Here is a 20,427-nt window from a genome sequence, read left to right on the forward strand (position 1 = left end):
CTCATCAACAGGGAAACCAGAGCATGAGACTGTTGACCTTAGCCACTGCGTTGGCGGCGACGACCATCGCGGCCGGCACCGCCGCCGCGGGACCGGTTCTCGACGAGATCAAGGCCGATGACAGCTTGATCTGCCTCGTAAATCCGAATTCGCCCGGCTTCTCGGTCCCGGACAGCCAAGGCGTCTTCCAGGGCTTCAACACCGACTTCTGCCGCATGGCCGCGGCAGCCATCCTTGGCGATGCCGAAAAGGCCGACATTCGCGGCATCGGCTTTTCCGACTCGATGAAGACCCTGGTCGCGCGCGGCGCCCACATGGCGTCACGCTCGATCACGGCGACGGGTACGCGCGATGCGGATGCCGGCATGGCCTTCGTCGCGACCACCTTCTACGACGGCCAGGGTTTCATGGTGCCGGCCTCGCTGGGTGTCTCGAGCGCGGCCGAACTCAATGGCGCGACGGTCTGCGCAGAAGACGGATCCACTACGCTATTGAACATCGCCGATTGGTTCAGCGACCGGGAGATGAGCTATCGGGTTGAGAACATCGCTGACAAGACAGCGCGTCTTGAAGCGTTCTTCTCGGGCAAGTGCGATGTCTACGCCTCGGACGTCTCGGCGCTGAACAGCGACCGTCTCCTCGCCGATGACCCCGATGCGTTCACGATCTTGCCGGAGGTGATTTCGGCCGAGCCGCTGACGCTGGTCACCCAACCCGACCAGGCTCTTGAGTCGGCCGTGTTCTGGGCACTCCAGGTCATGTTGAACGCCGACAGATTCGGCATCACGTCGGAAAACATCGAAAGCGTGCGCGCTGACCTCGACGCGCAACCCCAAAGCGTCCAGCGTCTCTTTGCCGACGATGGCGCAACGGCCGATATGGCGACGAAGCTCGGCCTGCCGCAGGACTGGGCGTATCAGGTCATCCGCCAGGTCGGATCCTATTCGGAGGTGTTTGAGCGCCATCTCGGTGCGGGCACGCCGTTCAACATAACCCGTGCGGAGACGCAGAACGCCTCAGCCGATCATGGCGGCCTCATGTACGCATATCCGATCCGCTGAGCCTGGGAGCCGAGAAGACCGGCGGGCCGGAGCGATCCGCGCCCGCCTTTTTTCAAGAATGCAGACAATGAAAACAAAAGAAGAAGACCTTGAAGCCGCTCGTTCTGCTGCCACGGACAGTAGCGTGCGTGCCGTTCTGGCTTGCCCCGGCGGCGGACACATCGTGACGATGGGCTTTCCCGGGCTAGCGATCGGTTTCGACGGCGCGTCCTACATTGATCCCGACGCACTGGCTTCAACGCTTGATCATCCGTCGCTCCGGGATTCAGTTCTCCTCATCGCCCTCGCTGAGCAACATGAACTCCCGGAGGATCATTGGCGCAGCCTGAAAGATGCCCTGGAAGTTCGCGGCACACAGCTTGACCACATGCCTATTCAAGACTTCTCGGTGCCCGATGCGACGTTCCTCGAAGAATGGCGACGCCGTTCGGTTCGCTACCAGGAGATACTCGATCATGGCGGTACCATTGGCATCACCTGCCATTATGGTGCCGGTCGTTCGGGTACGATTGCGGCCTCTCTGATGATCGAACGCGGACTGGACCCCAGTGCGGCCATTGCCCGGGTGCGACAAGCATTTCCGGGATCTGTGGAGAGCCAGAAGCAAGTCGATTGGCTGCACCGATAGCTAGCGAGCCCGCTGCTTCGTACCCGGCGCACTTTTGTTCCAGGGTGGCGGACGGGGTGGGATTCGAACTCACCAGACGGCCGCCCGCCTGCCGGTTTTCAATAAAGCTCCGCCCTGCGCTGTGGTTCAAGGTGAGGAACGACAGCGACGGACGTTTCCGTCGGTCACGACCGGATTTGTGGCCGGGGATCATGGCAGGCTCGGAGAGGGCACGCCGACAAGGCAGTTGATCGAAGCGTCATCCCGCTTGCCGAAAACATGCTATGCCGATGGTCACTGGATTGGGCAATAGAGATTGAAGAGTAGGAAGGGACGATGCGCAGCGGAATCATGACACTGTTGGCGTTGGTGGCGATGATCGCCTTCGCCCCCGGGGAGGCCTTCGCCAGTGGATGTGGCAACGTCAATCACACGGCTGACCCCGTGACTTATATTTGTCACACTGCAGATGGGAATTGCGACTGGAAAAAGGGGGTTCGGGAAAAGCGCCGGGAGTGGATCGGAACGGTTTGCGCAAACCCCGATCTTCCCTTTCCCGATGAGTCATCCTTTTCCTGTAGCGGCGGTCACGACATCGACTGTTACATCACCAACCAAGCGTATACTAAGGACGGGCATGACGGCTATCGCTGCAAATGCTGCAACAATGAGAAGAAGTTCGACACCACGAGAAACGTCGACATGAAACTCCAGTGCCTTCCGAAAGCGGCTGAACAGGCCGCGACGAACTAGCCGCCTGTGTATGCGGATTTCGGGACTCATTTCGGGAGTTTGCTCCCGAATCGTCCGTTTTGTCCCGAACGGTCTCGAAATAGAGCGGTCGGGATCGGTCTTTGTTCGCTTCCGATCAGCCGAGGGCGAGAGCCAAAACGTTGATCACAAAGCAGCTTTGGCGGACGGGGTGGGATTCGAACCCACGAGACGGTTGCCCGCCTGCCGGTTTTCAAGACCGGTGCCTTCAACCACTCGGCCACCCGTCCACTCGGGCAGAGCTCACATAGCCTCTTGCGATGATCGGGAAAAGGGCCGCCGTTGGCGATCCCGGCGCCGTCTCAACGAGAGATTTCGCTCATCTCGGCCGCTTAGGCATTGATTCACGGTTGATTCATGCCCGTCCCTGATGAATATGGTCTGGACAGGGGACAGGAAGGCGACGCGTGGGGCCAACGGCACCGCATACCGATGTGAGCCAAGCGAAAGCGCGCAGCCCAAGGGCGCGGGCTTGGCGCCGCGCGTCGTTGCTGGGGCGTGGCGCCGTGGCTGTCGCGGCCGCCGTCCTATTGGCCTCATGTTCCGGATCGCCGACGATCGGCACCAAGACCAAGTTCTCCGAAGCCGACTATGGCGTGAAAGCCAGTCCACGGGTTGCCCACGGTAAACGCGTACCGAAAGGCGGCGGCCGCGCGATGGTGGGCAAGCCCTACAAGGTGGCCGGAAAACGATACGTGCCTCGGCATGACCCGAATTACTCGGCAACCGGGCTAGCCTCGTGGTACGGGCCGAACTTCCACGGCCGCAAGACCGCGAACGGCGAAGTCTTCGACATGAACGACCTCACCGCGGCGCATCCGACGTTACCGCTGCCGAGCTACGTTCGGGTCACCAACCTGCACAACCAGCGCTCGGTCGTGGTGCGGGTCAATGATCGCGGTCCGTTCGCGCGCGGCCGGATCATCGACGTGTCGGCTACCGCAGCCTCGATGCTTGATTTCAAACGTCGCGGCGTCGCCAAGGTGAAGGTCGACTATGTCGGGCCGGCGCAGATGGACGGCCGGGATCGGCGGATGCTGATGGCGTCCTACAGCGCGCCGGGGGTCCGGCCGAAGACGATGATCGCCACCCGGAAACGACAGCCGGTGATGGTTGCAGCCGCCAGCCGCCAGCCGGCGAAGCCGCTTGCGATCGCACCGAAGGCGCCAGGCCAGTTCGACGACCAGATCGGTCCGCTCATCCTGCGCTCGGGCCTTATCTCATCGTATGCCGAGACGCAGCGGTTCACACCGGCCCAGGAGGCCGCGGCCGATCTCGCTGCGGTGCGGACACTGTCGCCGCCACAAAGGCCTGATACGGCAACGATCCAGCTAGGCGTCTTCGGCGATCCGGCGAATGTTGATCGCGTGAGGGCGGCGTTTGGCCGGCTGGGCGTCGTGTCGTCTACCCCGATACAGCGGGAAGGGCGCGCGCTTCACGTCGTGCGCCTCACCGTCGACGGAGCAGGTGGGGCGCAGGCGGCCATCGATGCGGCACGGACCGCCGGGCTGACTGGCGCTTTCGTCGTTTCACGCTAGACTCACCTCCGGTTTCCCTGTCGCGGCAAGGCGACCAGCGGAAAAGGAGGTTGCTTCTTGCTCACGGTCCTTGGATTGGGTGTCCGCGCGATTTGTCTGAGCGCTTTGGCGCTTGCGACGGTCGTCGCCGTGACCCTGCCGGCAAACGCGCAGCTCTATCAAACCAAGGCCAAGCAGGCGTTCCTGGTTGATTACGACACTGGGACCGTTCTGTTCGAAAAGAACGCCGACGAGCCGTTCCCGCCGGCCAGTATGGCCAAGCTGATGACTCTCGCCGTCGTGTTTCGGGCCATCGACGAGGGGCGCCTGTCCCGGGATGACGAGTTCGTAGTCTCCGAAAACGCGTGGCGAACCGGTGGCGCGGTGTCGCGGACCGCGACCATGTTCGCCGAGCTCGGTTCGTCGATCCGGGTTGTGGATCTGATCCGCGGTGCCATCGTTCAGTCGGGCAACGACTCCTGCATCATCATGGCGGAGGGGATGGCCGGCACCGAACCCGCTTTCGTCGCCATCATGAACGATGAGGCCGAAGCGCTGGGGCTCTCGAACAGCCGATTTGGCAACTCGACCGGCCTGGCGGGAACCGACCAGCGTGTTACGGCCCGCGACCTGGCGACCCTCGCCGATCACCTGATCCGAAGCTATCCCGATCTCTATGCGATCTTCAGCGAACCCGACTTCACTTGGAACAACATATTCCAGAAGAACCGCAATCCGCTGGTTCCCATGAACATTGGCGCCGACGGCCTCAAGACCGGGTTCACCGAGGAATCCGGCTACGGGCTGACCGGTTCGGCGGTGCGCGACGGCCAGCGCTTGATCGTGGTCGTCGCCGGCCTGGAGAGTGAAAAGGCGCGCGCTCAGGAAGCGAGGAAGCTGCTCGATTGGGGGTTTCGCGCCTTCGAGCCGGTGGAGCTGTTCGGTGGCGGCGAGGTCATCGCCGATGCGAAGGTGTTTGGCGGGACGCAGCGTAGTGTCAATGTTGTCAGCGACGGCCCGGTCGAACTCTTGCTTCCGGTCGGGCTGCTCGACGTTGTCAAAGCTGAGATCGTCTACGATGGTCCCGTCGTTGCGCCGGTTACGGCGGGACAGCGCGTCGGTGTTGTAAGCTTCACCACCATCGAGGGCCTCAGCAAGGCGCAGCCGGTGCTGGCGGCCGAGGACGTCGGTGTCGGTTCATTGCCGCAGCGGGCAGTGGATGGCCTAGAGGAATTGCTTTTCGGCTGGTGGTAGCGGCCGCTGATGCCGGCTAAGACTTTCGCTGATGACCGGCAGATTCATCACGTTCGAAGGCGGGGAGGGGGCGGGGAAGTCCACCCAGATCAAGCGTCTTGCCAGGCGTCTGCGCGAGGAGGGATTGGCGGTCGTCGAGACGCGCGAACCGGGCGGGACGCCAGCGGCGGAGGCGATCCGTGAGCGGCTTCTGTCGGGTGCGGTGAAGCAGCTCGGACCCGAGGCCGAAGCGTTGATGTTTGCGGCGGCGCGGGCGGATCATGTCGATCAACTCATCGGACCGGCCATCGATCGCGGCGATTGGGTACTTTGCGACCGGTTCTTCGACTCAACCCGCGTGTATCAGGGGATGATCGGTGGTGTGGACTCGGCACTGCTCGATGCCCTGGAACGCGTCACGGTTGGACGATACCGGCCCGAACTGACTCTGATCCTCGACATCGCCGCCGACGCCGGATTGCGACGGGTCCGCGATCGCCTGGAAGCGTCAGGCGGCCATCCCGACCGGTTCGACAGCGAGGACCTTTATCTGCACGAACGGCGCCGCGCGGCGTTTCTCGAGATCGCCAAAAACGAGCCGGATCGCTTTGTGATTATCGACGCAAGCGGTGACGAGCAGTCCGCCGCCGATGCGATCTGGAACGCTGTTCGATCGCGCTTTGCCGAGGAGGTGGCCTAACTCATGGCGTCGCCCAAGACGGACGATATCCCTCGGCTTGATGTGGTGGACGGCTGGCCCGCGCCCGAGGAGCAAGATCGGTGGCTAGGCGACGCCGCCGCTGAAACGACGCTGCTTGACGCCTACCGGAGCGGCCGGATGCATCATGCCTGGCTGCTCGGTGGCCCGAAGGGCATCGGCAAGGCGACGCTTGCCTATCGCTTCGCGCGGTTTGCCTTTGCGCACCCTGACCCGGCATCGTCCGAAGTCGCCGCCGCTCAAGATCTTTCGGTGCCGACGGATGATCGGGCGTTCCGTCAGGTCGCGCGACGGGCGCACCCCAATCTCCTCGCCCTGGAGCGACCGTATCGTTCGGATCGGAAACGATTCCTGACCGAGCTCAGCGTCGATCAGATTCGCCGCACAGTGTCGTTCTTCGGCACGACTGGCGGCGGGGAGGGCTGGCGGATCGCGATCATCGATCCGGCCGACGACATGAACGCCAACGCCGCGAACGCTCTGCTCAAGGTGCTGGAAGAACCGCCGGATCGGGCCCTTTTCTTCATTATCTGCAACACGCCCGGGCAGCTTTTGCCAACCATCCGCTCCCGGTGCCGCATGCTGCAAATTCGCCCGTTCGCCGAAGATGAGATCAAGGACGCGATCGACACACACAAGCCAGACGGTTTCGACCGATCCGATATGTCGGTCGCCGCGACTTTGTCCGAAGGCAGCCTGCGCCAGGCGATCCTCGTGCTGGATGGCGGCGGTCTGGAGGTCTATCGGGCTTTTGTATCGCTTGTCTCTGGTGCGCCGGATATCGAACCTGCTGCGATGCACGACCTCGCGGATCGCGTGTCCCGCCGTGGCGCTGACGACGCCTACACCGGCTTCATCGATGTCGTTCAGGGTTGGTTGGACCGCCGGGTGAATCGTGTTGCCGAGCCGGAGCGGGGCGAACACAATCCTGCACTCGACGCGGTGCCGCTTGCCAGATGGGCGGAGGTATGGGAGAAGACCGAGCGCGCCGTGGCGGAAGCCGAGGCGCTGAATCTCGACCGCAAGCAAGTCGCTTTGTCAATTCTCATGTCGATCGCCCACGCCGCACGAATGTGATCTTGCCGCGACGGCCGCAATGGCCGTCTTCTACGACTATTGCTTCTTTCTTTTGGCAGGCAGGCCGGCGATGAGTGACCGGAAATACTATCTCACCACAGCGATTTTCTACCCGAACGGCGCGCCCCATATCGGGCACGCCTACGAGGCACTTGCGACCGATGCCCTGGCGCGGTTCATGCGGCTCGACGGGCGTGACGTGTTCTTTCTGACCGGTACCGACGAGCACGGTATCAAGATGAAGCAGACCGCGGTCGCCGATGGTCTGGCGCCGCGCGCGCTCGCTGATCGTAATACCCCGCTGTTCCAGAAGATGGTTCGCGAGCTGAATTGCTCGAACGACGACTTCATCCGCACGACCGAACCGCGCCACTACGCGGCGTCGCAGGAGGTCTGGCGGCGGATGGACGCCGCCGGCGACATCTACAAGGACACCTACGCCGGCTGGTACTCGGTGCGGGACGAGGCCTACTACGCCGAGTCCGAGACACAGGTGAACGAGGAGGGCGTGCGGATTGGGCCGCAGGGCACACCGGTCGAGTGGGTGGAGGAGGAGAGCTACTTCTTCCGTCTCTCTGCTTATCAGGACCGGCTGCTGGCGCACTACAACGACAATCCGGATTTCATCGGACCGAACGAGCGGCGCAACGAAGTGGTCAGCTTCGTCAAGGGCGGACTGCGGGATCTGTCGATCTCGCGGACGACCTTCGACTGGGGTATCCCGGTGCCGGATGATCCGGACCACGTGATGTATGTCTGGGTCGATGCGCTAACCAACTACATCACCGGTGTCGGCTTTCCTGATGACGCGAAGCCCTTTGACCGCTACTGGCCCGCCAATCTGCACGTGATCGGCAAGGACATTCTTCGCTTCCACGCGGTCTATTGGCCCGCTTTCCTCATGTCCGCTGGTATCGCACTGCCGAAGCGCGTGTTCGCCCACGGCTTCCTGTTCAATCGCGGGGAGAAGATGTCGAAGTCGGTCGGCAATGTCGTCGACCCGTTCGCGATGATCGACGCCTACGGTGTCGACGCGATGCGCTACTTCTTTCTGCGCGAAGTGCCGTTTGGGCAGGATGGCAGCTATAGCCACGAAAGCGTGGTGCAGCGGATCAACGCCGATCTCGCCAACGATCTCGGTAATCTGGCCCAGCGGTCGCTGTCCATGATCGCGCGTAACTGCGATGGCGTGTTGCCGGAGCCTGGTGAATTCACGTCGGAGGACGACGCATTGATCACTCAGGCCGATGCGTTGCTCGACGTTTGCCGCACGGCGATCGAGACCCAACAGATCCATCAGGCGCTCAACGCGATATGGGCGGTTGTCGCCGAGGCCAACCGGTATTTCGCCGCGTCCGCGCCATGGGAGCTGCGCAAGACCGATCCGGCGCGGATGGCGACGGTGCTCTATGTGACGGCCGAGACCGTTCGACAGGTGGCTGTGCTCGTGCAGGCGGTGATGCCGGACTCGGCAGCGCGTCTGCTCGACCTGCTCGCCGTGCCGGAAGATCGGCGCGACTTCGCGTGGTTGGGAGCGATCGGGCGGTTGGCGTCCGGCACGGCGTTGCCCACGCCGCGAGCCGTGTTCCCGCGCTATGTCGAACCGGCCGACTCGAACGCCTGACAGACGGCCGCGCATGATCGTCGACAGCCACTGTCATCTCGACTTTCCGGACTTCGACGCCGAGCGCGACGCGGTCGTTCAGCGTGCACAGGATGCCGGCGTCGAGACCATGTTGACCATCTCGACGCGGGTCCGGAACTTCGCGAAGCTGAAGGAGCTGACGGCGGCGTACGATCGCGTCTTCTGTTCGATCGGGACCCATCCGCATAACGCGGCGGAGGAGCCCGATGTCACGGTTGACAATCTGACGGCAATCGCCACGGAGCCGAAAGTGGTCGCGATCGGCGAGGCTGGTCTTGACTACCACTACGACAACGCCCCGCGAGAGGCTCAGCGCGAGTCGTTCCGGCGGCACATCGCAGCCGCGCGGGAAACCGGCCTGCCGCTGGTGATCCATGCCCGAGACGCGGACGATGATATCGCGGCGATCCTGGAAGCGGAGATGGAGGAGGGGCCATTCGACGCGATCCTCCACTGTTTCTCCTCCGGGCGAGACCTCGCCCTGACCGGTATTCGCCTCGGGCTGCATGTGTCGTTCTCCGGCATCCTGACCTTCAAACGCTCGGACGCCTTGCGTGCGCTTGCTGCTGAGTTGCCGCTGGACCGTCTCTTCGTAGAAACCGATGCGCCGTATCTGGCGCCAACACCTCATCGCGGTCATCGCAACGAACCGGCTTATGTGGTTGAAACGGCAAAGGTCTTGGCTGAAGCCAGGGGCCTGTCACAGGAAGCCCTGGCGGAAGCGACGACGAACAATTTCTATCGTCTTTTCAAGAAGATCGACCGACCTTAAGCCATGCGACTTCAGGTGACCATTCTTGGCTGTGGGTCGTCACCAGGCGTGCCGCGCATCGGAAACGACTGGGGCGTCTGCGATCCGGCTGAGCCGCGCAATCGACGGCGCCGGTGTGCGCTGCTGGTTGAACAGTTCAACGACGGTCCCGAGCCGACCCGGGTCCTGGTCGATACCGGCCCGGATATGCGCGAGCAGTTGCTTGATGCCCAGGTCGGTCGGATCGACGCTGTCGTTTACACCCATGCCCACGCCGATCATCTTCACGGCATCGATGATCTCCGGGCGTTCTGGCTAAACGCGCGGCAGCTTGTTCGCCTGTATGCCGATGCGCCGACCGCTAGCCGGATCAAGGAGGCTTTCAGTTATTGCTTCGAGAGCGCGGCAAATGGCCTGTATCCGCCGATTCTGGAGCTCGACACCATCGTAGCTGGCGAGCTGTTCACGGCTTCCGGTCCCGGCGGCGCGATCGACGTCGAACCGATCGCTCAGAACCACGGGCCTGGAACCTCCGTGGGTTTCCGGTTCGGGCCGATTGCGTATTCCTGCGATGTCAGTGCACTGCCGGATGACAGTGTCTCGCGTCTTCAGGGTCTCGACACGTGGATTGTCGGCGCGCTGCGACGCGAGCCGCATCCGAGTCATTTCACCGTCGATCAGGCCCTGGACTGGATCGGCCGCGTCGCGCCTAAGCGCGCCGTCTTGACCCACATGCACAACGACCTTGACTATCGAACCTTGCGCGACGAACTGCCGGATCACGTCGAGCCCGGATACGATGGGATGCGGATCACCGCAGAGATACAGGATCAGAAAGTTCCATAATATAGATTATGCGACTTACGTTGGAGGCTGGGCGTTGGGGCCCTGGTTACGCTCGAGAATGTTCTGAATCCGCTCGGACAAGGAAGGACGGCAGGTATGAAGCCATCGCGTGATATCGGCGGACTGATCGAGATCATGGCCGCCCTTCGCGACCCGGAGAGCGGCTGTCCGTGGGATGTGGAGCAGACGTTCACGTCGATCGCGCCGTACACCATCGAAGAAGCCTATGAAGTGGCCGAGGCGATCGCGCGCGGCGATCTGACGGATCTGCGCGACGAGCTCGGCGACCTCCTCCTCCAGGTCGTTTACCACGCCCGTATGGCAGAGGAAGCGGACGCGTTCGATTTCGCCGATGTGGTCGAGGCGATCGCGGCGAAGATGGTCCGCCGTCATCCCCACGTCTTCGGCGACGCGGACGCGCGCGCTGCGGGTCAGGCCAAAGGCATGTGGGACGCGATCAAGGCGGAGGAGAAGCGGCAGCGTGCCGAACGGCGTGGAGCCGGCGGAGAGAACGAGCAGACGGGTGTTTTGAGCGAAGTTCCTAGGGGCCTGCCGCCGCTGCAGCGTTCGGTTCGGCTGCAAACGAAGGCAGCAGGCGTCGGCTTTGACTGGGATGACGTTGGTGCGGTGTTGTCGAAACTGCGCGAGGAGCTCGATGAAGTCGAACACGAGCTCGACGCGGGCGCTGGCGTGGACCGCCTCACGGATGAGGTCGGCGACGTGTTCTTTGCGGTCGCCAATCTGTCGCGGCACCTCGGCATCGACTCCGAACAGGCTTTGGCCGGAGCGAATGCCAAGTTCGAGCGGCGCTTTGCGGCGATCGAGGCCGGCCTGGCCAAGGACGGCCGGACGCCAAGCACTGCGACGCTGGAGGAGATGGAAGCGTACTGGCAGGCGGCGAAAGCGGCCGAGGTCGACTAACTTCAGGCGTCCAGGGTCGCGGCCGGCTGTTCCGAGCGCGAAACGACGTGGGCTCGGTTGAAGGCTTCGGCGAACGGCTTCAGTGACGATGGCCGAACCCGAACGCGGGCCAGCACCGTGCCATCCGGCCGATCTTCGCGATGGACCACGTCGCCGAACGCATAGAGCCGGTGCAGCCGGGCGGTTTCATCGGCGGCAATTTCTACATCGTAGACGGTGCTGGTCGCGGTGATGCGGTCTTCGATGACGTCCAGAAGGTCGGGCAGCCCCTCGCCTGAGATGGCCGAGACGGATACCACCGTCGGCCCAGCGGCGCCCTCGCCCAGTGAATGGGCGACGCGGCGTGGCGGTTGTTGGTCGGGCGGCAACAGGTCGATCTTGTTCCAGACCTCGATGACGCGATCTGCATCCTTGACGTCCACATCCAGGTCAGCGAGCACCGACGCAACATCCGCCGCCTGTGCCTCGGTTTCAGCGTCGGCGATGTCGCGCACATGAAGGATCAGGTCAGCTTCCGAGACCTCCTCCAGGGTGGCGCGAAACGCGGCAACCAGCGATGTGGGCAGATCGGCGACGAACCCGACCGTGTCGGACAGGACGACATTCGCGCCATCAGGCAGCGACAGCCGGCGCAACGTCGGGTCCAACGTGGCGAACAGCTTGTCTTGAGAAAGAACGGCGGACTCGGTCAGAGCGTTGAACAAGGTCGACTTGCCGGCGTTGGTGTATCCGACCAGCGCCACTAAAGGCGTCTCGGATCGCTGGCGCGTCCGGCGTTGGAGCCGTCGGCGTGTTGAGACCGCTGCCAGCTCGACCTTGATGCGATCGATCCGTTCCGCAAGCGCGCGCCGGTCAGCCTCGATCTGCGTCTCACCGGGGCCGCCGAGGAAGCCGAAACCGCCGCGCTGGCGCTCAAGGTGGGTCCAGCTGCGAACCAATCGGCTCCGCTGATAGGTCAGATGGGCGAGTTCCACCTGCAACCGCCCTTCCCGCGTCTGAGCGCGTTCGCCGAAGATTTCGAGTATGAGCCCCGTGCGATCGATCACCTTCGAGTGCCAGGCCTTCTCGAGATTCCGCTGCTGGATGGGCGACAGCGGGTGATCGACGACGACCAACTTGATCGCCTCGGCGCGAATCTGCGCGGCGACTTCCTCGACCTTCCCGCTTCCGAAAAGCGTACCCGGACGTGGCGTCGTCAAAGGCGTGGCGAGCGCGTCGACCACCTTGAGATTGATCGCCCGCGCGAGGCCAACCGCCTCCGCGATCTGCGCGTCTTTGCTCCGGGGCGGTGTCTCATGGTTTCGCGGCGCACGTGAAACCGGCACGAGAACGAGCGTCCGCAGCCCGACGCCTGGCTCCGTGCCGTTGCTTCCCGCCCCGCGAGGCCCCTGCCCGTTCGTAGCGGTCACGACGAGGCGTCAGCCTCCTCTTGGGATGGATCGAACAGCTGCACGGGCGCGCCCGGCATGATCGTCGAAATCGCGTGTTTGTAGACGAGCTGCGAATGGCCGTCCCGACGCAGCAGCACACAGAAGTTATCAAACCATGTGACGATGCCCTGGAGCTTCACGCCGTTGACGAGAAAAATCGTCAGTGGTGTCTTGTTCTTACGAACATGGTTCAGGAAGGTATCTTGCAGATTTTGAGCGCGGTCTGGCATCGTTCGTCTCTTTTTTGGGGCATGCTCGCGATGAGCGTAAACCCGTCGGGCCTACACGGAACTGAGTCAGTTCATCCTACGGCTAATGGCCACATCATCACCTAGGAATTTTTACGGCGCAAAGGAAGACCAGAGCGTGGCGATTTGGGCATTATCATGGAAAATCGCCCTTAATCTCGTGGCTACGGGGCCGGGTCTGCCGTTTCCAACAGGCTTATCGTCGATCCGGACGACGGGCATCACCACCACGGAAGAGCCCGTGAGGAAAACCTCGCGCGCGTGACAGGCTTCATCGACCGTGAACCGGCGCTCTTTTGTCTTGATGCCCTCCGACTCGGCTATCCGGAGGATTGTTCCGCGCGTGATCCCGCGCAGAATTCCGTGATCTGCTGGTCGCGTGATCAGCGTGCCGTCCTCGGTCACAATCCAGACATTGGTCGCGGCGCCTTCGGTGATGAAGCCGTCGCGATCAACAAAGAGCGCTTCGAACGATCCGGCCTCGATCGCGCTCTGACGCGCCAGAGCGTTCGGCAACAGACCAACTGTCTTGATATCGACCCGGCCCCAGCGATTATCCGGCAGGGTTACGACGGATACGCCGTCTCGGCTTCGTTGTTCGCCCCCGTCGCGGTCGATCGCATGCGCGGTGAGGACAAGGCCCGGCTTCGTATCTGGCGGCGGGAAGGCGTGTCGCCGCGGCGCGACGCCTCGGGTGACCTGAACGTAGACGATACCGTCGACAATGCGGTTTCGTTTGATGATTTCACGCAGCAGGACGCCGAGAGCCGGCAGCGACATCGGCTCGGCCATGCGCAGCTCCGACAGCGAGCGTCGCAATCTGGCGAGGTGTGCCGCCTCGTCGATGAGGCGCCCGTTCCGCACCTCGCACACTTCGTAGACCGCGTCGGCGAATTGGAAACCGCGATCCTCGATATGAACCATGGCTTGGCGGTGCGGCACGTACCGCCCGTTGACATATGCAATACGGGACATGTTCAGGATCGCCAGTAGGACAGGTTGAGGGCACCCAGCAGGACAAGAACCTCCAGCCGCCCGAGAATCATCGTGAAGGCCATGACAAGCTTAGCGGTGTCTCCGAAATCGGCGAAGGGCGGCCAGGCATCTGCGCCTGGCCAGCCCGGACCATACAGCGGACCGATGTTTGAAAACGCAGCAATTGCCGCAGTAAGCGCGCCGTCGAATGCCGGCTCGGTGGTGGCGATCAGCAGCGAAGCGGCCACTACGGTCAGTAACGCGACGACGATGCCGCTCAAGATCGATTTCATCCGTTCGATGCTGTAGGGCGCGCCCCCGAAGCGCGCGCGGCGGACACTATGCGGATAAACCAGGCGTTGCAGCTCTTGGGAGCAGAGCGTGAACAGGCCGCCCATCCGGTGGTATTTCAGTCCGCCTGCCGTGGAGATTGTTCCCGCGCCCACGAGCGCGACCAGGAAAACGATCGGCTCGCCCACGGCGGCGAGGCCTTCAGGCCGGGTGATGAATCCGGTCGTGCTCACGAGGGAGATCCCGGTGAAGAGACCGTCGCGCAATGCAGAGAGTGTCGTTTCGCCTCCGGCGGATGTCGCGAACGAAGCCGCATAGAGCCCGCCGACTAAGATCGAGACGCCGATCACCCAATAGCTTTCCCGATGGCGCCGGACCAGTGGCCATCGGCCCTCCCACACCATCCTGTGCCACACGATGCTCGTGGCCCCGATGAGCATGAACACTGCAACAACCGCTTCGGCAAACGGCGAGCCATAGTCGGCAAACGTCCCATTGATGGGCATGAAGCCGCCGGTGGAGACCGTCGACAGCGCGATGCATATGGCATCGAAGGGCGGCAGGTCGCTGGCCAGAAGCAACACCACGCAAGCAAGCGTTACGGCCAGATAGGCGCCGGTGACCTGTCTCAGCGTTCCCAGCAGTCGCGTCGACCGGCCGTCGGTGCTCGTGACGAGCGCGACCTGCTGTCCCGAAAGGCCGCCCAGTCCGCTTGGCGCGATCACGGTGACGATTGTTATCAACGTCATCAGACCGCCGAGCCATTGCAACTGCGCGCGGAAAAACACGCCGCTGAGACCGATCGGCTCAAGGCTTTCCAGGGCTGAAGCGCCCGTTGTCGTGTAACCCGAGACGGCTTCGAACAATCCCGTCACATAGTCGGTGCCGGCGGTTCGCATGATCGGGATAGCGGCGACCAGCGGAGGAACGATCCAGATGGTCAGGATGAGGACGAAGCTGGAGACCCGGTCGAGGGCACTCGCTCGGCCCCGAAGGGCGAAATAGATAGCGCCCGAGAAAAAGCCGATCAGGCTGGCCACGACGAGGTAGACCGTGGCCTGACGGACCTCCCCGGCGGCAAAACCAATGGCGGCCGGCAGGAACAGGGCGAGCGCGAGGCCACCGAGCGTTTGCGCCAGCAGGTAAAGGACGCCGATCATGGGCGCGATCAGAAGAACTCGAGACTGACGCGGAACATCTGCTCGACCTGGCGAACGCGCTCCGCGGTGGCAAAGATGATCACGTGATCTTTGGCGATGATTTCGGTGTCGCCGCTCGGCACCTTGACCGAATCCCCACGAACGATGGCGCCGATACGAATGCCATCCGGCAGATCGAGATCACGCAGCGCCTTTCCGACGAGTGGCGACGTCTCCAGCGCCTCGGCCTCGATGACTTCCGCCAAACCGTTTTCGACGGTGTGGACCCCGCGAATGCGCCCTCGTCGAACATGCTGGAGGATCGTCGAGATCGTCACCGATCGCGGGTTGACCGTCGCGTCGATTCCAAGCGTTCCCGCGAACGCGGGGTACGAGCGGTTGTTGATCAGCGCCATGTTGCTGGCGGCGCCAAGGCGTTTCCCCATGACGCAGGTCAGGATGTTCACCTCGTCATCGTTGGTCAGCCCGACGAGAATGTCGGCGTCCTTCACGTCCGCCTCTTCCAGCAGTTCCTGATCCAGCGCGTCACCATGCAGCACCACAGTTCGCTTCAGGCGGTCGGCGATGGCGATGGCACGGTTTCGCGATGACTCGATGATCTTGACCTTGGCGCGGGCGTCGCGCGATTCCAGGGAGTCGGCGACGTAGAAGCCGATATTGCCGCCACCGGCGATGACGACACGGTGGGCCTCGGGTTCTTCGTGACCGAAGATGCCGAGGGTGCGACGCACCTGGTCATCCTTGCAGATCACAAAAACACGGTCGCCGACCAGCATAGCATCGGAGGAGCGCGGAACGAACAAGCGACCATCCCGGAGGATACCGACCACCACCGCCTGGAGGTCGGGAAACAATTCGGTCAGTTGTTCCAGTGGCGTATCGACGACCGGGCAATCGTCATCGCAGTCGATCCCCAGGGCGATTACCTTGCCGCCGGCGAAGCGAACCGAGTCGACGGCGCCGGGTGCCTCAAGGCGCCGCAGTACCAGTTCCCCGACTTCGAGTTCCGGGGAGATGATGACATCGATCGGCAAGTGGTTGGACGAGAACAGATCGGCCCAGTGTGCCTGGAGATAACTCTGCGCGCGGATGCGTGCGATCTGGTCGGGACGTTGAACAGCGAATGCGCGACCTGACAGGCGACCATGTTGACTTCGTCGTAGAGCGTCACGGCGATGATCATGTCGGCCTGATCACCGCCGGCCTGCGCGATAACGTCGGGATGTGCGCCGTGCCCGACGAACCCCCTGACATCGAGGGAATCGCGTATCGCCTGAACCAGCGTCTCGGACGTGTCGATGACGGAGACGTCGTTTTCTTCGGCCGCCAAGCGTTCGGCGATGCCGAAGCCGACTTGGCCGGCGCCGCAAATCACGACTCTCATGACGGGCCCCCTGCCCTAGCTCGATCGGTCACCCGACGCCGAGTGTCTTCAACTTGCGATGCAACGCCGACCGTTCCATGCCAACAAACTCGGCCGTGCGGGAGATGTTGCCACCGAAACGGTTCACCTGCGCCGTCAGGTACTCACGCTCGAAAATCTCACGGGCATCGCGCAGTGGCAATGACATAAGGTGCTCGCCGCCGGAACGGCCCGGCGTTGTCGGCAGCATTTCGCCGATCTCCGCGGGCAGCATCTCGGCGGTCACGGCTTCCGCGGAATCGCCCCGGGCCAGGATCAGCAGCCGCTCGACGTTGTTGCGCAGCTGACGCAGATTCCCCGGCCAATCGTGTGCTTGCAGGACGGCCATGGCGTCGTCGCCGATCTGTCGCTGCGGCAGACCGGTCGCGCGTGAGATCAGAACCGCGAAATGCCGAACCAGGTCCGGTATATCGTCGCGACGTTCCGCGAGCGCCGGGACGCGCATTGGCACTACGGCAAGACGATGGAACAGGTCTTCGCGGAACTCGCCGTCCGCGATCGCGCTTTCCAGATCGCGAGCGGTCGACGAAATGACCCGAACATCAACCGTGACCTTGGTGGCTCCGCCGACGCGTTGAAAAGACTGTTCGACCAGAACCCGCAGGATCTTGTTCTGGGTCTCGCGCGGCATATCGCCAACTTCATCGAGATAGAGCGTGCCGCCGTGTGCCTCCTCCAGAGCGCCGACCTTACGCGTCGCGCCGTTCAGCGGCTCGGTTCCGAACAGCGCTTCCTCCATCCCATCCGGCGTGATCGTTGCGGCGTTGAGGACCACGAACGGTCCGGCCGCTCTTTCCGAGAGGCGGTGGATGGTACGCGCAACGAGTTCCTTGCCCGAGCCGGACGGTCCGGAGATCATGATGCGACTGTTCGCCGGCCCGACCTTCTCGATGAGCTGGCGCAGATGATTCATGATGGCCGATTGGCCGATCAACTCCGGCGTTTCGCCCGATCGCTCACGAAGCACCTCGACCTCTTTGCGCAGCTGGGACGCTTCAAGGGCCCGCTCGGCGACGAGCACGAGACGATCGGATTTGAACGGCTTCTCGATGTAGTCGTAGGCGCCGCGCTGGATCGCCGACACCGCGGTTTCGATATTGCCGTGGCCGGAGATCATGACGACGGGGAGGTTCGGATGTTCCGCCTTGATTTCGTCGAGCAGCGCCAGGCCGTCGAGACGACTGCCCTGTAGCCAGATATCCAGGAAGACAAGCGACGGGCGCCGCTGGCCGATTTCGGTCAGCGCGGCATCGGCGTCAGCCGCAGTCCGGGTCCCGTGGCCCTCATCGGAAAGGATACCGGAGACGATGTCGCGGATATCCGCTTCATCGTCCACAACAAGAATATCAGACACCATCGCCCCCGCCCGCTAGGTCTGTGTGGCCGCCAGGCGCGCGTCAGCGTCGCTCGGCTTCACTGACGCCAGAGGCAGGTGAATCCTCACCAGCGCCCCGCGCCCGCCATTCCGTGTTTCGGGTGAATCCAGCAATTCGATCCGCCCTCCGTGTTCTTCGATGATCTTTTTGACGATGGCGAGGCCGAGCCCCGTCCCTTTTTCGCGGGTCGTCATGTAGGGCTCGAGCAGCCGGTCCCGCTTCTCCTTGGGAAGGCCGATTCCCGTATCCGTGACGTCGACAACGATCGAATCGCCCTCCAGGCGAGCCATGACAGAAATCCGATTGTCTTTCTTTGCGTCGGCCGGCAGCGCAGCAATCGCCTCGGTGCCGTTCTTGACCACATTCGTGAACGCCTGCGACATCAAGCGAGCGTCAAAATCACCGGTGAGGGGCTCGTCGGGAAGATCGACCGTGAAGGTGATTTCCGGATGGGCCACCTCGATCAGGAAGACTGCTTCGCGGATCGACTCCGACAAATTGCCACGCTGGATCGTTGGCTTGGGCATGCGCGCGAATGACGAGAATTCATCGACCATGCGGCCGATGTCGCCGACCTGGCGGACAATCGTCTCGGTACACTGATCGAAGATCTCGCGATCGTCAGTGATCGTTTTCCCGAACCGGCGCCGCAACCGTTCCGCTGAAAGCTGGATCGGCGTCAGCGGGTTCTTGATCTCATGGGCAATCCGCCTTGCGACATCCGCCCAGGCGGAACTCCGCTGGGCGGCGACCAGATCGGTGATGTCGTCGAGTGTGATCACATAGCCATGAGACCGGTCTCCGGGATCTTCGGTGGTGACCCGCACGTTGATCGTCCGCTCCCGTCCGCCGCGCGTGACGGAGATCTGGTCGCGATGCTCCGGTCGTTCGCTCTGCATGGCTGTCTCGACAACAGGTCCGAGTTCGGCGACGACCTCAGTGACCGGGCGTCTCTCGACGGCCTCCTTACCGAGCCCGAGCAGGCGGCGCGTGGCACGATTGGCGATCGTGACATTTCCCTCGCCGTCGACGCCGATCACGCCGGCGGTGACGCCGGACAGAACGGCCTCGGTGAATCTGCGACGGCTGTCGATCTGCTCGTTGGCCGCGAGCAGTTCCTCCCGCTGGGTGCGGAGTTGGGTCGTCATCGTGTTGAAGGTCTCGCTTAGCGCACCAAGATCGCCTTCGGACTTTTTCGACGGCACTCTGATCGCGAGATTGCCGGTCGACACCTGTTTGGCGGCGTCGATGAGGCGCCGGATCGGCGCGACCAGCCGGTTCGCAAAGCTGATGCCGACCCAGATGGCCGCCAACAGCACCACCAGGGCAACGCCGAGATAGAGGATCCCGAACGCCAGTTGGATGGCAGGTCGAGTGAGTTCGAGTGCGCGATACCGCTGGACGCTTTCCGCGGCGAGCGCGACCTGACGCAGCACGGCCGAAGGGATGGGGCGAAGCGCGTAGAGGAACACGTCATCATAGCCGCGGAGGATGACCACGCCGCCCACCATGTTAATGCTGCCGGGGGTTATCAGCGCCGGCTGGCTCTGCTCGGCGGCTGCCTGCGCGATCGCCGAAGGCGGCGGCGGCGGGAAATCCGACTGGGAGCCGAGCCGGGCTTCGGCGACGATCTCGCCGGCTGAGTCGACAAGAAACGCGCCGGCCAATCCCCGTTGCTCCGCGTTCACCGCGAAGAACGTCTGAAACCGATCGGGATCGTCGATCAGCAGCGGACGCGCCTGTTCCAGCTCCGCCTGCAGCGCGATGATATCGCGGTCGATCAGGTCGACCTGCTGATCGATGAACGCGCGCGCGATCGCGTCGGTGTTGTTGACGATGTCGCGCGTCGTCGTCGAGAACCAGTTGTCGAGGCCACGATCCAGTGTGACGCTGGCAACGATGGCGACCAGGATCGCGGGCGTGGCCGCGACGATGGAAAAGAGCGCGACGACCCGAATGTGAAGCCGGGCCGCGGCGCGTCGCCGTCTCCGCGCTCCCACCAGCATGGCGATTTCCCAGCCGATGATGAGCAGCAGAAACAGCATCAGGCCGCCATTGGCGGCAAGAACGATCGTCACGACCGACTCGGTTGGTTCGATCGGGGTGAGGCCCATCAGGACAAGGAACGTCACCCCCGCTGCGACAAGGGCGGAAACGACGCCGACATAGCCAACCGTTCTGACGATCCGGGTGATTTCAAACGTCCGGCGGCTCAGTGGCGCACTGAGCAGCGAGGGAGTCTCAACCGACATGGCGACCCTGATACCGGTGATGCTCGCGGCGGCCGTCCTTGGCCGGCGCCCGAGCAACTACGCCAGCCTGAGGCGGGAATGCAACAACAATGTGATCAAAAAACAACAGGCTCCAGTCGGCTATC

General features: G+C 63.0%; 17 protein-coding genes, 1 tRNA gene and 1 pseudogene. 11 read left to right on the forward strand and 8 right to left on the reverse strand.

The window, feature by feature from the left end; all coding sequences use genetic code 11:
- Positions 1 to 23: 23 nt before the first annotated feature.
- The 3 genes from ACO076_RS14800 (at position 24) to ACO076_RS14810 (ending at position 2,421) form a co-directional block, all read left to right on the forward strand.
- Positions 24 to 1,061, forward strand: coding sequence for an amino acid ABC transporter substrate-binding protein (locus ACO076_RS14800; protein ID WP_421723606.1), 1,038 nt, complete (start codon positions 24 to 26; stop codon positions 1,059 to 1,061).
- Positions 1,062 to 1,128: 67 nt separating this feature from the next.
- A complete protein-coding gene (locus ACO076_RS14805; RefSeq protein WP_421723607.1) occupies positions 1,129 to 1,689 on the forward strand; it encodes a hypothetical protein in 561 nt (186 codons plus the stop codon).
- Positions 1,690 to 2,004: 315 nt separating this feature from the next.
- On the forward strand, positions 2,005 to 2,421 hold the full coding sequence (locus ACO076_RS14810; RefSeq protein WP_421723608.1) for a hypothetical protein: 417 nt from the start codon (positions 2,005 to 2,007) through the stop codon (positions 2,419 to 2,421).
- Between the two features lie 158 nt (positions 2,422 to 2,579).
- On the opposite strand, the gene ACO076_RS14815 is transcribed toward ACO076_RS14810, so the two are convergent.
- Positions 2,580 to 2,669 (reverse strand) — tRNA-Ser (locus tag ACO076_RS14815).
- 276 nt (positions 2,670 to 2,945) lie between these two features.
- Between ACO076_RS14815 and ACO076_RS14820 the strand changes: the two genes are divergently transcribed.
- The 8 genes from ACO076_RS14820 (at position 2,946) to mazG (ending at position 11,147) form a co-directional block, all read left to right on the forward strand.
- Entirely contained in the window at positions 2,946 to 3,977 is a 1,032-nt protein-coding gene (locus tag ACO076_RS14820; RefSeq protein ID WP_421723609.1) for a septal ring lytic transglycosylase RlpA family protein, read from the forward strand.
- A 57-nt stretch (positions 3,978 to 4,034) separates the two neighbouring features.
- Positions 4,035 to 5,210, forward strand: coding sequence for a D-alanyl-D-alanine carboxypeptidase family protein (locus ACO076_RS14825; protein ID WP_421723610.1), 1,176 nt, complete (start codon positions 4,035 to 4,037; stop codon positions 5,208 to 5,210).
- A 31-nt stretch (positions 5,211 to 5,241) separates the two neighbouring features.
- Positions 5,242 to 5,889: a dTMP kinase gene (gene tmk / locus ACO076_RS14830; protein ID WP_421723611.1), complete on the forward strand. Its 648-nt coding sequence runs from the start codon at positions 5,242 to 5,244 to the stop codon at positions 5,887 to 5,889.
- Between the two features lie 3 nt (positions 5,890 to 5,892).
- Complete coding sequence (locus ACO076_RS14835) at positions 5,893 to 6,984, forward strand: DNA polymerase III subunit delta' (protein ID WP_421723612.1); 1,092 nt, start codon at positions 5,893 to 5,895, stop codon at positions 6,982 to 6,984.
- A 70-nt stretch (positions 6,985 to 7,054) separates the two neighbouring features.
- A complete protein-coding gene (gene metG, locus ACO076_RS14840) occupies positions 7,055 to 8,608 on the forward strand; it encodes a methionine--tRNA ligase (RefSeq protein WP_421723613.1) in 1,554 nt (517 codons plus the stop codon).
- A 13-nt stretch (positions 8,609 to 8,621) separates the two neighbouring features.
- Complete coding sequence (locus tag ACO076_RS14845; RefSeq protein WP_421723614.1) at positions 8,622 to 9,401, forward strand: TatD family hydrolase; 780 nt, start codon at positions 8,622 to 8,624, stop codon at positions 9,399 to 9,401.
- Between the two features lie 3 nt (positions 9,402 to 9,404).
- The gene (locus ACO076_RS14850) at positions 9,405 to 10,226 is read left to right on the forward strand and encodes an MBL fold metallo-hydrolase (RefSeq protein ID WP_421723615.1); all 822 of its coding nucleotides are present in this window, start codon (positions 9,405 to 9,407) and stop codon (positions 10,224 to 10,226) included.
- 96 nt (positions 10,227 to 10,322) lie between these two features.
- A complete protein-coding gene (mazG, locus tag ACO076_RS14855; RefSeq protein WP_421723616.1) occupies positions 10,323 to 11,147 on the forward strand; it encodes a nucleoside triphosphate pyrophosphohydrolase in 825 nt (274 codons plus the stop codon).
- A 2-nt stretch (positions 11,148 to 11,149) separates the two neighbouring features.
- Here mazG and hflX read toward each other — a convergent pair whose 3' ends face one another.
- The 7 genes and pseudogenes from hflX to ACO076_RS14890 form a co-directional block, all read right to left on the reverse strand.
- Entirely contained in the window at positions 11,150 to 12,472 is a 1,323-nt protein-coding gene (gene hflX, locus ACO076_RS14860; RefSeq protein ID WP_421723617.1) for a GTPase HflX, read from the reverse strand.
- Positions 12,473 to 12,552: 80 nt separating this feature from the next.
- Positions 12,553 to 12,807, reverse strand: coding sequence for an RNA chaperone Hfq (hfq, locus tag ACO076_RS14865; RefSeq protein WP_421723618.1), 255 nt, complete (start codon positions 12,805 to 12,807; stop codon positions 12,553 to 12,555).
- Positions 12,808 to 12,918: 111 nt separating this feature from the next.
- Positions 12,919 to 13,800 carry a D-amino-acid transaminase gene (locus ACO076_RS14870; protein WP_421723619.1) on the reverse strand — a complete coding sequence of 294 codons (882 nt, stop codon included), beginning with the start codon at positions 13,798 to 13,800 and terminating at the stop codon, positions 12,919 to 12,921.
- Between the two features lie 2 nt (positions 13,801 to 13,802).
- A complete protein-coding gene (locus tag ACO076_RS14875) occupies positions 13,803 to 15,131 on the reverse strand; it encodes a TrkH family potassium uptake protein (RefSeq protein ID WP_421723620.1) in 1,329 nt (442 codons plus the stop codon).
- Between the two features lie 128 nt (positions 15,132 to 15,259).
- Positions 15,260 to 16,635 (reverse strand): annotated as a pseudogene (gene trkA, locus ACO076_RS14880) (Trk system potassium transporter TrkA).
- Between the two features lie 28 nt (positions 16,636 to 16,663).
- Positions 16,664 to 18,031, reverse strand: coding sequence for a sigma-54-dependent transcriptional regulator (locus ACO076_RS14885; RefSeq protein ID WP_421723621.1), 1,368 nt, complete (start codon positions 18,029 to 18,031; stop codon positions 16,664 to 16,666).
- A gap of 12 nt (positions 18,032 to 18,043) precedes the next feature.
- Positions 18,044 to 20,302 carry an ATP-binding protein gene (locus tag ACO076_RS14890; protein ID WP_421723622.1) on the reverse strand — a complete coding sequence of 753 codons (2,259 nt, stop codon included), beginning with the start codon at positions 20,300 to 20,302 and terminating at the stop codon, positions 18,044 to 18,046.
- Positions 20,303 to 20,427 lie beyond the last annotated feature (125 nt).

Origin of the sequence: Bauldia sp. (assembly GCF_965232525.1) — a bacterium.
Taxonomy (GTDB): Bacteria; Pseudomonadota; Alphaproteobacteria; order Rhizobiales; family Kaistiaceae; genus Bauldia.